Origin of the sequence: Arthrobacter sp. CAU 1506 (assembly GCF_005047635.1) — a bacterium.
Taxonomy (GTDB): Bacteria; Actinomycetota; Actinomycetes; order Actinomycetales; family Micrococcaceae; genus Crystallibacter.
Window position 1 is genome coordinate 1 of sequence record NZ_SUKC01000006.1, and the last position, 12810, is coordinate 12810.

The following is a 12810-nucleotide window of genomic DNA, read 5'->3' on the forward strand; positions in this document are numbered from 1 at the left end:
CGTCGCGGTGATGGCCGCGCTGAAACAGGAAGCGGACCGGTTGGCGAACGCCGGGGACCGGCGGTCGCGGGGGCAGGTGATGGCCGATACCGTGTTTGAACGCGTCACCGGCCGCAGCACCGCGGACCCGGCCCGGCTGGAAGTGCAGCTGGTGATGACCGACCGGGCCCTGCTGCAGGGCGAGCACGAACCGGCCTGGCTGACCGGCTACGGCATCGTCCCGGCCCAATACGCCCGCGACCTGATCCGCCTGCCCCACGACCCGCAACACCAACCCACCGGAACCGAAACCGGCCGACCCCCAGCAGGCCAAAGCCCGCCCGGCGAACGCTTAGCCGGCCCGCCGGGCAGCCGCCTCGGGCAGCAGGACCCGCCGGACAGCAGTTTCGGGCAGCAGGGTCCGCCGGGCAGCGGCATCGGGCGGCAGGCTCCGCCTGCCGGGACCGAGCCGGGCTGGCAGACCGCCCGCGAAACGGCCCGGCGGGAGCGGTTGCGGAACCTGAAGGTCGGCGGGGTGGAGGACGTTTGGATCCGGCGGCTCTATACCGCGCCGGGGACCGGGCAGTTGCTGGGCATGGACTCGAAGGCCCGGAAGTTCCCGGACGGGATCCGGCGGATGGTGATGGCCCGGGACGCGGTCTGTGCCAGTCCCTGGTGCGACGCGCCGATCCGGCACATCGACCACATCGTCGCGTGGGCCGAGGGCGGGCCCACCACCCTGACCAATGGGCAGGGACTGTGTGAACGCTGCAACCAGGCCAAGGAAGCCGACGGCTGGACCACCACACCCATCGACGGCCCACGGCACAAGGTGAAGACGACCGCCCCGACCGGCCACACCTACACCAGCACCGCCCCGCCCCTGCCCGGCACGCCGCCGAGCCGGCCGATCGAAGAAGCAGCGGCGGTGCGAAAGACAGCGGCATTGCAGCCGGGTCAACGGACCGCACCGGAGCCGCTGCTCTTGGTGGAGGCGGCCCTGCGGCAGACGGGTGCCGCCGGCGCTGGCCGCCCCGACATCGACGCCAAGGGTGGCTGGGCGGTCGTCCGCATCCCGCGGGACAAACTGATCCGCCCTGCGGCCTGACCGCAAAGAGCGGCGTGGGATATCCAAAGGTGGATGGTTCCCACGCCGCTTGTACGGAGCCTATTTCAGGTGTCCGTCGGCGTAGACCTTCATGGCGTCCCGTACAAAGGTAGCGCCCTGCTCGCCACCGTAATTGGTGCCGAACCGCGGGTCTGCCACGTACATGTCGCCCAGCCCCGTGAAGTAGTCAAAAGACACTTCCTGGCCGTCGTTGGCGCTGGCGAGCCAGTCGTATTGACGCTGTGCCAAAGCCTGGGCCTCAGCGCTTTCGGCAGCCAGCCCGGACTGGCCGGCGGCAACCCAATCTGCCAACAACTGCTTGGACTGTTCCTTCCAGGACGCGCGCTCGGCGTCGGACATGCCGCGCCACCACCGGTCGCCCTTGGCGTAAGCGTCCTTGCCCCACCGCTCTTCGACTTCCTCCTTGTACTGGGTGTGATCAAACCCGTCGAACATTTCCTTTGCCATGAGCTGTTCGCCCCTTTCCGTCTTGTCGATCGTTGTCTTGACGGAGGCGATCTGCAGTTCAAGCCGATCGCGCTCCTGCATGAGAAGTTCCAGATGTCTGCGCAGGGCGGCGGTCGTATCCCTGGTGCCTTCAAGCACCTTGGTGATCTCCGGCAGACCCAACCCCAGCTGGCGCAGCAGGAGGATCCGCTGTAGCCGAAGCAAGGCCTGGCCGTCGTAATAGCGGTAGCCGTTGTGGCCAGTGCGGCTCGGCATGAGCAGGCCGATGTCCTGGTAGTGCCGCAAGGTCCTGCTGGTAGTCCCGGCAGCTTTGGCGACGTCCTGGATTGAATACGTTGTGACCTCCGGTGTCATGCTCATGGAACCACTATGAAGCTTGACGTTGCGTCAAGGTCAAGATGATGAGACCGGAATTCTGCGCCCGCTGCGCGGATGGCAGGAGGCACGCACGACGGGTCTGGCCAGACGATGGGCCCGCAGCACGACGGGGCTTGCAAGACGATGGGCTGACACTCACGACGGGTCAGCAAGACGCGCAAGACGACTGGCCGCCGTTAGGGCCGTCCTGACAAGAAACCCCAGCTGACAAGAGCAAGCGCAGACAGGAGCTCACGGGCGGGATAGCATCGGCACGTGCATGCAGACCGGCCCGCTAATTCTCCCCGCGGCAGCCGCGGGAGACTGGTGCCGGGCGGAAGGAATTCCACCCGCCGCGAGGGCATCCAACTGCCGGTTCCGCTGGCTCTGCTGCTGGCACTACTTGCTGGCGGGGGACTGGCCGTGCAAAGCCGGCTCAACAGCCAGTTGGGCATCGTGCTGCAGGACAGTGTGGGAGCAGCCTTGGTCAGCTTCGGCACCGGCTTCGCGGCGGTGGTCCTGTATGCGCTGGTGCGGCCAAAGGTACGGGCAAAATTGCGTGCCGTTCCGGAGCTGCTGCGACGGCGGGTGTACCCGCGCTGGTATCTGCTGGCCGGCGTCGTGGGTGCCCTCTACGTGTTCGCCCAGGCGGCAACTGTTGGGCCGATCGGCTTGTCCCTGTTCACCATCGCGATCGTGACGGGCCAGATGGCTTCCGGCCTGCTAATGGACCGCTTGGGTATCGGCGCCGGCCGACAGATTGCGGTCAGCAAGGCCCGGATCACCGGAGCCGTGTTCGCCTTTCTGGCAGCGATCCTTGCCGCCAGCGCGCATTTCGGGTCATCGGCGGCAGTGGGCCCGCTGCTGTGGTTTATGCTGATCCCGCTGGTGTCGGGGTTGTTGCAGAGCGTCCAACAGGGCGTCCTGGGCCAAATCGGTACCGCTCATGGCAGCCCGGTGATTTCCACGCTGTTGAACTTCGGTGTGGGAACGGTGGCCCTGCTCGCGGTCTGGGTGGTGCAGGCGGTGATCATCAGGCAAGCGGACCTCCTCACCGGGCAATGGTGGCTGTATTTGGGCGGTCCGCTCGGCACCATGATCCTGGCCGCGGCCACCGCCTGTGTGGCCAGCACCGGCGTGCTGCTGATGACGCTAACCGTGATTGGCGGACAGCTCATCGGAGCGCTGGCCGTGGACATTTTCTGGCCGTCGGCGGGCAGCGTGGTCGGCCCGGAAACACTGCTGGGCATCGGACTGACCGGCGCGGGACTGCTCATTGCGGCGCGTGCCGGCCGTTCGCGCAGCCCCCGCCGGGCCAACTGATCGCGGCGCGCTCCGGCGGCGTGCTCCATCCGCCGGGCCAGCTGACCGGGGAGGGACCTCCGGCAGGAACCATGCGTCGTAGCGGCGCTACCATGGGCCAATGGACGATGGCGGTGCCTCCTTCGGCCAGATGCGCTCGGTGGGCGGAACGGAGCCGGAAGGCCGGGCAGCGTTGGCCATCCTGCAGATGCTGCAGGAGTTGGAGCCATGGCTGCAGCGCGACCAGGCGGCGGTTGAGCCGGGGTCCCCGCTGTCCCAGTTGGACGAGCAATTCACTGCAGCCCAAAGCGTGAGCAGCCTGCTCCGCCAGTCGTTGGCTGCGGCCACCGACAACGTGCTGGCACTGCGTCGGCTGCTGTTCGAGGAACACCCAGGGCAGGGTACGGCGGAATACCGGCTGCAGACCCATGCGCCGTATTCATTGGTGCGGACGGTGATCGAGTGCACTTCCACGGTGCTGTGGGCGCTGCTGCCGGCCGAGGGTGTCGAGCGGGCCCGGCGCAGCCTGGTGCTCATAGCGCGGGACGTGTTCAACGCGGCATCGTTCTGGGATGCCTATCTGGCGGACTTCCGGCCGGAACGGCATGCCCGGGCGATGGAGTATTTCAACAGTCTGCGCCTTACGGTGAACGAGGTGGCGGAGTCGCTGGAGCTGCCCCCGATCTTTGCCCGAAAGGCCGACAACTCCTGGGGCTACGCCACCAAAAACCGTACGCAGACCTCCATCCTGAAGGACCTTCGCACCGAGGACTTGCCGCCCTCGTTAATGTATGTCTGGCAGTTCTGCAGCGGTCATTCGCACGGACTGGAATGGGCTGCCATGGGCGGAGCCCGCTACCCTGACCCGTTCAGTGATTCCGGCACCGGGCCCTTCCGTGCGGGGAGCATGGAGCAGCTGCAGCAGATGTGCGACGTGTCGCTGGGCCTGGTGCCGCGGGCCTGGGACATCTTCGACGCGCAGCGCCGCGTCTGGCCGCTGCTGTAGGCGGAAGGCCCCCGCTGCTGTAGGCGTAAGCCCGATCAGCGGTAGACGCGGTGCAGGTTCTCTTTGACCGAGGACCCGGTCGGACGTTCCGAAATCCATGGTCCCGTTCCCTCCGAAGGGTCCAAGACCCCGGCTTCGAACCAGGTGTAATCGCCGGCTAGCACCCGGGAGGCCAGCTTGCCGTCGCTGGCGTCCGAGTTCCGCCAGAGCTCGCCAAAGAGCTGGTGGATCCGTTCCCTGGACTGCAGGCAGAAGGCGTCCGCCAACTGGTACGCGCCCTTGCCTTGCGCCGGGTCCTGGCTGGAGAGCATTTCGGCATGGCTGCAGCTGGCGGCCATGGCGAAGAGCTCGGCGCCGATGTCCACGATCCTGCCCAGGAACGCCTGCCGCTTCTCCAGCCCTGCCTGCCACCGCCCCATGCCGAGGAACGTCTGCCGGGCCAGCCGGCGGGACGAACGCTCGATGTAGCGCAGATGCTTGGCCAGCGGACCGAAGTCCTTATAGGCCTGGGGATTCATACCTTGGCCGGCGAGCAGTTGGGGCAGCCACTTGGCGTAGAAACTGCTGGCGCCCATGGCGGCTTTGGCCTTGGCCTGGAGATCGGCGTCGGCCGAGGCCAAATCTCCTGCCGCGGCCAAGTGCGCGTCGACGGCCTCGCGGGCGATCAGCAGATGCATGATTTCGGTGGACCCTTCGAAGATCCGGTTGATCCGCAGGTCGCGCAGCAATTGCTCGGCCGGCACGGCGCGTTCGCCGCGGGCGGCCAACGAATCCGCAGTCTCATAGCCTCGGCCGCCGCGGATCTGGACCAATTCGTCGGCAATCTTGTACGCGAATTCGCTGGACCACAGCTTGGCCAGCGCGGCTTCAATCCGGACATCCTTCATGCCCGCATCGGCCAGTCCGGCCGACAGCTCAAAGACTGCGTTCAGGGCGAAAGAGCCGGCGGCGATGAAGGCAATTTTTTTGCTGACCGCCTCATGTTTGCCGACGGGCTTGCCCCACTGCACGCGTGCATTGGACCATTCCCGGGCGATCTTCAGCGACCATTTGCCGCCGGCCGCGCAGAGCGCAGGGATGGAGAGGCGGCCGGTATTCAGCGTGGTCAACGCGATCTTGAGGCCCTGGCCCTCACGGCCCAGCCGGTTGGCTGCCGGGACACGAACATTGTCGAACCGGGTAACGCCGTTTTCGATGCCCTTGAGGCCCATGAAGGAATTGCGGTTCTCCACGGTGATGCCGGGGGAGTCGGCTTCCACGACGAATGCCGAGATGCCGCCGTGCTGGCCGCCGTGCTCAGGGACCTTGGCCATCACCACCACCAGTTCCGCGATCACGCCGTTGGTGGTCCATAGTTTGCTGCCGTTGAGCAGGTACGCCTCGCCGTCCTCGGTGGGAGTGGCGGTGGTGCCGAGCCGCGCGGGGTCGGAGCCGACGTCGGGCTCGGTGAGCAGGAAGGCGGTGACGGCGCCGGCCGCGCAGCGGGGCAAGTATTCGCGCTTCTGCTCCTCGGTGCCGAAGACCTTCACCGGTTCAGGAACGCCGATGGACTGGTGAGCCGACAACAGCGCGCCGAGCGAAGGATGTATTGAGCCCAGCAGCATCAGGGCACGGCCGTAATAGAGCAACGACAACCCCAAGCCGCCGTATTCCACCGGGATCTTCATGCCGAAGGTGCCCAGATCGGCCAGACCGGCGATGTATTCGTCCGGTATCTTCGCGTCGCGTTCTATCCGCCCCCCGTCCATGGTGCGGGCATAGTCTTCCAGTCTGGCCAGAAACGCCTCGCCGGCCTCCCGCTCCGACGGGGTCGGCTGCGGATGCGGGTGGATCAGGTCAAGCTCGAACCGGCCCATATACAGGCCCTTGGCGAAGCTCGGCCGGGTCCATTCTGTTTCGCGCGCCGCCTCGGCGAGCTCGCGGGCGTCCCGTTCGCTGGTTTCCGCCGGGCCGGCGGTGCCTGCTTCGGCGGGCAACGGTCCCGCGGCGGCATCCAGGCTGGCACTGGCTTTTTTCTGGTCGGTCTCGGCGCTCATGACAGTCCCCTTCGACGCGGGCCTGCCGGGCTTCAGGCCCTGTGCTGTCCCCTTATGTTACTTCCCGGTAGGTCTTTTGCCGAGGGGTCTTTTGCGGTCGGGGGAATATTCCGGATTACCTGAAGCTTCAACTAAACGAACACTGCACGCGACCCACGGGAGCACTAATGGACTTCGGCATCTTCACCTTCGGCGAGCTGATACACGGGCCGGACGGCGAGGCATTGTCGCCCCGGCAGCGCCTGGACGAGTTGGTCCAACTGGCGAAAATCGCCGATCAGGCGGGCATCTCCTTCCTGGGTCTCGGCGAGCACCACCGCAAAGACTTCGCCATCTCTGCTCCCGAAGTTGTGCTGGCCGCCATCGCCCGCGAGACCACCTCGCTGCGTTTGGCCACCGCGGTCACGGTGCTGTCCACGCAGGATCCGGTGCGGCTGTTCGAACAGTTCGCCACGCTGGACCTGCTGTCCGGCGGCCGGGCGGAAATCATTGCCGGCCGCGGGGCCTTCACCGAGTCCTATCCGCTTTTCGGCTACGACATGGCCGACTATGACGGGCTGTTCGAAGAGAAGCTGCAGCTGCTGCTTGCCGCCCGCGAGCAGGAGAACCTGAGCTGGAACGGAACCCACCACCACAGCATTCGCGGCATGGACGTGTCGCCGCGGCCGCTGCAGGAGAAGCTACCGGTGTGGGTTGGCGTAGGCGGCACGCCGGCGTCCTTCGAGCGCGCCGGCCGGCTGGGGCTGCCGCTGTACCTGGCGCTGCTCTCCGGGCCGCAGCACTTCACCCGGCACATTGAGTACTACCGTGAATCCGCCGCGGCGCACGGTCATGACCCGGCCACGCTGCCGGTGGGAACGGGCGGTCACTTCTTCGTGGCCCCCACCTCCCAGGAAGCCCGCGACAAGTTCTACCCGTACTACCGCGCCTACTTCGAGCAGAACATGCCGCGGCCGGCGGGGCATTTCCCGCGCGAGACCTTCGAGGCGTGGGCCGGCCCGGGCGGGGGACTGCTGGCCGGAAGCCCGCAGCAAGTGATCGACAAGATCATGGAGCAGTACCAGTTGTTTGGCCACGACCGCTATATGGCGCAGGTGGGCCTCGGCGGGCTGCCGTTCGCGGATACCGCCCGGTCCATCGAACTGCTCGCCACGGAAATCATGCCGGTGGTCCAGCGCGAGACTCATCCGGCGAAGCGGCCCTAACGTTCGCGTTCTCGGCGGATTCAATGTGCCGCAGGATCGCCTCGGCGCAGGCGGCCGGCTGCTCCCAATGCACCATGTGTCCGGCATCCGGCACCGAGGCGTGACGCCAGGTCGGGTGCCGGGCCAGGAATTCCGCGACGGCGGCCGGCGGACGGGTGGCATCCCGGCTGCCGGTCACCACCAGGGTTGGGGCGGATACCAGCTCCGCCACGTCCGGCGCCGCACCGGTCACTCCGCCCGGCAGGCTTTGGCGGACGACGGCGGGGCGCCGCCTGAAGGGGGCCAGGAACGTTTCGCGGTCCTCGCCTTGCGGCTCGTTGCCGCCCCGGAACCATGCGCCGATGAGCTCCTCTCCGGCCGCCAGGTCTGCTTCCGGGTCGGAGGATTCCCCGCCGAACAGTCGGGCCAGTTTGTCGACCGTTGCCGGTGACGGTGCTACCGGGACCATCCCCACCAAGGTGAGCGACGCCGTCGTGCGCGGGAAACGCGCCGCGATGGTCGCGGCAATGCTGCCGCCCAGCGAATGTCCCACCCAGTGCACAGGCCAGTCGCCGGTTTGTTCGGCCAGAGTGGCGGCAGCATTCTCCACCGTCCAGTCGTAGCCCGCGCAGAGGTCGCTGCCGTAGCCCGGGAGGTCCGCGGCCACCACCTGGCGGCCGCTGGCGGAGAGCCGGTCCGCCAGCGGTTTCCAGTACGCGGCGGAGCAGGCCCAGCCGTGGAGCAGGACGATGGGATGTGGCATGAGTTGATTATGCACGGGTCGGTGCCAGTCGGTGCCAGTCGGTGGCGAAGGGTGCCGGGGTCGGGCTTGCCAGGCCTGTCAGGCAGGCCGGTAGTCCAGGCAGGCGGGCAGGCGGGCCGGGCAGCCAAGCGGGCCAGGTCGAGCAGGCAGCGTAGCGGCCGGGTGAGGGGGCAAAGGCCGGACGGACGGGGCAAAGGCCAAATAGGGCACCAAAGCGTTTCTTAATGTCGGCCAGCATAGGCTAGCCTTACCTGAGTCGCCATATTCCGGCCCGAGGGGGAGTGCCATGCCAGCTGATCTGGCAGCAACAGCGCCTTCCCACCGGTTGCCCGAGGGAACTGTCGGCAGCGGGCCCGCGGGGCAGGGAGCCGCCGGCCGTGCGCCCGCGGGGCAGCACACCGGCGGCAAGCACCGAAGCAGGCAGCAGACCTCATCTCTTCAGACCTCATCTCTTCAGACCGGATCTCCTCAGCCCGGACGGCGGACCACCCGCAGGGCGCTGATTGGCATTCCTGCCGCTCTGCTCGCGCTGGCGCTCATCTGTTTTGCTTCGCTGGCGCTGGGTGCCCGTCCGATCAGCCTGGAGACCTTGGTCCAGGCCTTCACTGCGTTCGACCCCGCCAACGGTGACCATGCGGTGGTCCACTCACGCATCCCGCGCACCGTCACCGGCCTGCTGGTGGGTGCGGCGCTCGGGGTTGCCGGTGCCGCCATGCAGGGGGTGGCGCGGAACCCGCTGGCTGACCCGGGCATCCTGGGCGTGAATGCGGGTGCGGCGCTCGCGGTGGTTGCCGGCATCTTCCTGTTCGGCGTCACCCAGCTGTCGGGCTACATTTGGTTCGCCTTCGCCGGCGCCGCGCTCGCCGCCGTGCTGGTCTACGGTGTGGCCAGCCTGGGCCGCGAAGGGGCCACGCCGGTGAAGCTGGCCCTGGCCGGTGCAGCGTTGTCCGCCGGCCTGAGTTCGCTGATGTACTCGGTGCTGGTCACCAATCAGGACACCCTTGAAGGTTTCAGGTACTGGCAGGTCGGTTCGGTCTCCGGCCGCGGCTGGGACCTGATCGGCCAGGTGGCCCCGTTTATTGCCGTGGGCCTGCTGCTGACGCTGTTCACCGGACGGGTCCTCAACAATCTTTCGCTGGGCGACGACGTGGCCCGCGGCCTCGGCCAAAAGGTGGCACTGTCCCGGGCGGTCACTGCGCTCGGCGTGGTGATCCTCTGCGGTGCGGCCACCGCCATTGCCGGCCCGATTGCGTTCGTCGGCCTGGTGATTCCGCACATGGTGCGCGCGCTGACCGGCCCGGACTACCGATGGATTTTGCCCTACGCCATGCTGTTGGCGCCGATGCTGCTGGTAGCGGCCGACGTGGTGGGCCGGTTCGTGGCGCCGCCCGGCGAAATCGAAGCAGGCATCACCACCGCGATCATCGGCGCCCCGGTGTTCATCTGGCTGGTGCGGCGGCGGAAGGCGGCCGGCCTGTGAGCAAGCTGGACCTTTCGCAGCGGGAACGGCGAGGGCAGGGTTTGCCGTCGAGGGCACCGTCCATGGCGGGTGCCCTCGACGATATACCCCGCCCTCGCGGGGGAACCGCGGTTTCCGGCAAGGCGGGGCGCACCAGCCGACGCAGGGCGGTCCTTGGCACGCTGGTGGGCACCGTCGTCGTGCTGTTCTTTGTCAACGTGCTGCTGGGCAGCTACACCGTGACCATCCCGGACTTCGTCCGGCTGCTGGCCGGCGAACAGATTCCCGGTGCCAGCTTCATCGTGATGGAGCACAAGCTGCCGCGGGCGGTGATCGGTGTGCTGGTCGGGCTGGCGTTCGGCTTGTCCGGCAGCATTTTCCAAACCATGCTGCGCAATCCGCTGGCCAGTCCGGACATCATCGGGATCAGCTACGGTGCCAGCGCCTCAGCGGTGACCGCGATCGTGGTGTTTGGCGCGGCAGGTCTTGCTGTCTCCGCCGCTGCGATGACCGGTGCGCTGGTAGTGGCCGTGGGAATTTTCGCCTTGTCCTACCGGTCCAGCACCGTCCCGGGCGCTGCCGGGTCGCGGCTGATCCTGGTGGGCATCGGCTTCGCGGCGGTGTTGCAGGCTGTGGTCAGCTACCTGCTGACGCGCACGGACATCCGCACCGCGCAGGGCGCACTGGTCTGGCTGAACGGTTCGCTCAACTCCAGTAACTGGGACCGCGCCGTGGTGCTGGTGGCCGGGCTGGCCGTATTGCTGGTGGCGGTGGCACTGCTGGCGCGCAGCCTGCGCGGTTTGGAAATGGGCGACGACACCGCGGCGGCGCTGGGCGTGCGCGTGGCCCCGGCCAGGCTGGGCCTGATGGTGGTGGCGGTGCTCCTGGCCGCGGTCGCCACTGCCGCGGCCGGACCGGTGGCCTTTATCGCCTTCCTGTCCGGTCCGATCGCCCGCCGGCTGCTGGGCGGTGCGGCGTCCTTGCCGGCGGCCGCACTGGTCGGTGCCGTGATCGTGCTGGCCGCCGATTTTGCCGCCGCCAACCTTATTCCGATGTACCTGACCAGCGGCACGTCCCTGCCGGTGGGAGTGGTGACCGGTGCGCTGGGCGCGCCGTTCCTGCTCTGGCTGCTGGTCAGCACCAACCGCCGAGGCCAAGGAGGCTAAGTGCGCACGCTCGAATCCCGAAACCTCACGCTGGCGTATGACCAGCGCACTGTGGTGCAGGACCTTACCGTCCGGCTGCCCGAGGGCAAGGTCACGATCATTGTCGGGGCCAACGCCTGCGGCAAGTCCACGCTGCTGCGCGGTCTGGCGCGGCTGCTGAAGCCAGCCGGGGGATCCGTGCTGCTGGACGGCAAGGACATCCACCGGCAGTCCACCCGGGACGTGGCCAAGGTGTTGGGCCTGCTGCCGCAGAGCCCGGCCGCGCCGGAGGGAATCACCGTGGCGGAACTGGTGGGTCGCGGCCGGTATCCGCATCAAGGGTGGTTCCGGCAGTGGACCCGGGAGGACGACGACGCCGTGAACACGGCTTTGGCGGCGACCGACACCTTGGAACTCGGCGAGCGGAATGTGGACGAGCTGTCCGGCGGGCAGCGGCAACGGGTCTGGATTGCCATGGCGCTGGCGCAGCAGACCGACGTGCTGTTGCTGGATGAGCCGACTACCTTCCTGGACGTTTCGCACCAGGTGGAGGTGCTGGACCTGATTACCGACCTGAACCGGCGCCGCGGCACCTCGGTGGCCATAGTGCTGCACGATTTGAACCTTGCCGCCCGCTACGCCGACCATCTGGTGGCGATGAAAGCCGGCCGGGTGGTGGCCGAGGGCGCACCGGCCCAGGTGGTCACCGCCGAGCTGGTGCAGACCGTGTTCGGGCTGGAGTCCCGGGTGATCCCGGATCCGGTCTCCGGGACGCCGATGGTGGTACCGGTAGGACGCCACCACTGCGAGGCCCCCGCAGACTACGCACACCGGGAACCAGCGGCATGAGCGCCCGGACCCGCTTGGGCGCAACCGCACCCGCACAAACAAACGACTATTCAGCAGGCGCCCTTCCCAGAGCTGAAAAGGGCGCCTGCTGGATAGTCGATGGAATGGGCATGGAGAACGGAGCACGATGACTGCTGTAGCAACTGAAACGTCCGCGGTGGTGCCGGTGCTGGCCTTCGGCGTTGCCGTCAGCCGGGTGGAGGAGCTCTCGCCGAGCTACCGGCGCATCACGTTCTCCGGCGAATCGCTGCGCCGCTTCGGCGTGGACGGGCCCACACTGGACCTACGCATCAAGGTGATGATCCCGTCGCTCGGCGCCGATGGCCAACGGCTCCCGTTGCCGCCGTTTGGGGTGCCGGTCGGCAGGACCAGCACGGGCGTCGCGGTGGAACTGGGCGGCGGCTGGTACCAGCAGTGGCTGGCGATGGACCCGGCCGAACGTGGCTCCATGCGCACCTACACGGTCCGCGAATTCCGGCCCGCGGCAGGCGCCCTCGAGGCCGAACTGGACGTTGACTTTGTGCTGCATTTCGACGCCGAAGGCAACGGTGGCCCGGCATCCTGCTGGGCCGCGGCGGCCGGCCCGGGCGACGAGGTGACCATCATCGGCCCGAACGTCGAGGCTGCCCAGTGCGCTACGGCGAAAGCCTACGGCGGCATCGAATGGCGTCCCGGACTGGCGTCCCACGTGCTGTTGGCCGGCGACGAAACCGCCCTGCCGGCCATCGCGGCCATCCTGGAAAGCCTCCCGGAGGACATGACCGGCAACGCGGTCCTGGAAGTGCCCGATGCCGCGGACTTCCAGGACATCCGGTCGGCCGCAGACGTGCAGATCGCCTGGCTGGCGCGAGGCGACCGCCCGCACGGCGAGCTGTTGAGCGAAGCGGTGCGCACCGCCGTCGTTGTTCCGGGAGCAGGCCTGGCCGAGGTCGCGGGAGAGGACCCGGAGGAGGTGGATGTTGACCGGACGATTCTCTGGGAGACCACCACGGGTTCCACACGTCCGTTCTACGCCTGGATAGCCGGTGAGGCGGCGGTGATCCGTGAGCTGCGGCGCTACCTGGTGCGGGATGTGGGCGTGGACCGTAAGCAGGTGGCGTTCATGGGGTACTGGCGGGCCGGTAAAGCAGAACTGTAGTCGTTGCCATTAGCCT

General features: G+C 67.7%; 11 protein-coding genes. 8 read left to right on the forward strand and 3 right to left on the reverse strand.

The window, feature by feature from the left end; translation table 11 throughout:
* Window positions 1–1087, forward strand: a 1087-nt coding sequence (locus tag E4J89_RS19545; RefSeq protein ID WP_240691803.1) for an HNH endonuclease signature motif containing protein, incomplete at its 5' end; no start/stop codon positions are given.
* A 60-nt stretch (window positions 1088–1147) separates the two neighbouring features.
* Here the strand turns inward: E4J89_RS19545 and E4J89_RS08520 are convergent.
* Window positions 1148–1915 (reverse strand): TipAS antibiotic-recognition domain-containing protein, encoded by a 768-nt coding sequence (locus E4J89_RS08520; protein WP_240691804.1) that lies wholly within the window; start codon window positions 1913–1915, stop codon window positions 1148–1150.
* A 324-nt stretch (window positions 1916–2239) separates the two neighbouring features.
* On the opposite strand from E4J89_RS08520, the gene E4J89_RS08525 reads away from it, so the two are divergent.
* On the forward strand, window positions 2240–3235 hold the full coding sequence (locus E4J89_RS08525; RefSeq protein WP_169303949.1) for a DMT family transporter: 996 nt from the start codon (window positions 2240–2242) through the stop codon (window positions 3233–3235).
* Between the two features lie 100 nt (window positions 3236–3335).
* A complete protein-coding gene (locus tag E4J89_RS08530; RefSeq protein WP_136785715.1) occupies window positions 3336–4220 on the forward strand; it encodes a hypothetical protein in 885 nt (294 codons plus the stop codon).
* A 35-nt stretch (window positions 4221–4255) separates the two neighbouring features.
* Here E4J89_RS08530 and E4J89_RS08535 read toward each other — a convergent pair whose 3' ends face one another.
* Window positions 4256–6256 (reverse strand): acyl-CoA dehydrogenase family protein, encoded by a 2001-nt coding sequence (locus E4J89_RS08535; RefSeq protein WP_136785716.1) that lies wholly within the window; start codon window positions 6254–6256, stop codon window positions 4256–4258.
* Window positions 6257–6423: 167 nt separating this feature from the next.
* Between E4J89_RS08535 and E4J89_RS08540 the strand changes: the two genes are divergently transcribed.
* Window positions 6424–7461: an LLM class flavin-dependent oxidoreductase gene (locus tag E4J89_RS08540; protein WP_136785717.1), complete on the forward strand. Its 1038-nt coding sequence runs from the start codon at window positions 6424–6426 to the stop codon at window positions 7459–7461.
* On the opposite strand, the gene E4J89_RS08545 is transcribed toward E4J89_RS08540, so the two are convergent.
* The gene (locus E4J89_RS08545) at window positions 7415–8203 is read right to left on the reverse strand and encodes an alpha/beta hydrolase (RefSeq protein WP_136785718.1); all 789 of its coding nucleotides are present in this window, start codon (window positions 8201–8203) and stop codon (window positions 7415–7417) included. The genes E4J89_RS08540 and E4J89_RS08545 overlap by 47 nt on opposite strands.
* A gap of 286 nt (window positions 8204–8489) precedes the next feature.
* On the opposite strand from E4J89_RS08545, the gene E4J89_RS08550 reads away from it, so the two are divergent.
* The 4 genes from E4J89_RS08550 (at window position 8490) to E4J89_RS08565 (ending at window position 12794) form a co-directional block, all read left to right on the forward strand.
* Window positions 8490–9683, forward strand: coding sequence for an iron ABC transporter permease (locus E4J89_RS08550; protein WP_240691805.1), 1194 nt, complete (start codon window positions 8490–8492; stop codon window positions 9681–9683).
* Window positions 9680–10828 carry an iron chelate uptake ABC transporter family permease subunit gene (locus E4J89_RS08555; RefSeq protein ID WP_240691806.1) on the forward strand — a complete coding sequence of 383 codons (1149 nt, stop codon included), beginning with the start codon at window positions 9680–9682 and terminating at the stop codon, window positions 10826–10828. The genes E4J89_RS08550 and E4J89_RS08555 overlap by 4 nt, the downstream gene beginning before the upstream one ends.
* A complete protein-coding gene (locus tag E4J89_RS08560) occupies window positions 10829–11656 on the forward strand; it encodes an ABC transporter ATP-binding protein (RefSeq protein WP_136785719.1) in 828 nt (275 codons plus the stop codon).
* Window positions 11657–11783: 127 nt separating this feature from the next.
* Entirely contained in the window at window positions 11784–12794 is a 1011-nt protein-coding gene (locus E4J89_RS08565; RefSeq protein WP_136785720.1) for a siderophore-interacting protein, read from the forward strand.
* Window positions 12795–12810: the final 16 nt, after the last annotated feature.

What these genes read in the sequence shown, in the direction of transcription:
- E4J89_RS08520 (WP_240691804.1), bottom strand. Translation starts at nt 1,915, where the DNA reads ATGAGCATGACACCGGAGGTCACAACGTATTCAATCCAGGACGTCGCC.
- E4J89_RS08540 (WP_136785717.1), top strand. Translation starts at nt 6,424, where the DNA reads ATGGACTTCGGCATCTTCACCTTCGGCGAGCTGATACACGGGCCGGAC.
- E4J89_RS08550 (WP_240691805.1), top strand. Translation starts at nt 8,490, where the DNA reads ATGCCAGCTGATCTGGCAGCAACAGCGCCTTCCCACCGGTTGCCCGAG.
- E4J89_RS08545 (WP_136785718.1), bottom strand. Translation starts at nt 8,203, where the DNA reads ATGCCACATCCCATCGTCCTGCTCCACGGCTGGGCCTGCTCCGCCGCG.
- E4J89_RS08565 (WP_136785720.1), top strand. Translation starts at nt 11,784, where the DNA reads ATGACTGCTGTAGCAACTGAAACGTCCGCGGTGGTGCCGGTGCTGGCC.
- E4J89_RS08530 (WP_136785715.1), top strand. Translation starts at nt 3,336, where the DNA reads ATGGACGATGGCGGTGCCTCCTTCGGCCAGATGCGCTCGGTGGGCGGA.
- E4J89_RS08535 (WP_136785716.1), bottom strand. Translation starts at nt 6,256, where the DNA reads ATGAGCGCCGAGACCGACCAGAAAAAAGCCAGTGCCAGCCTGGATGCC.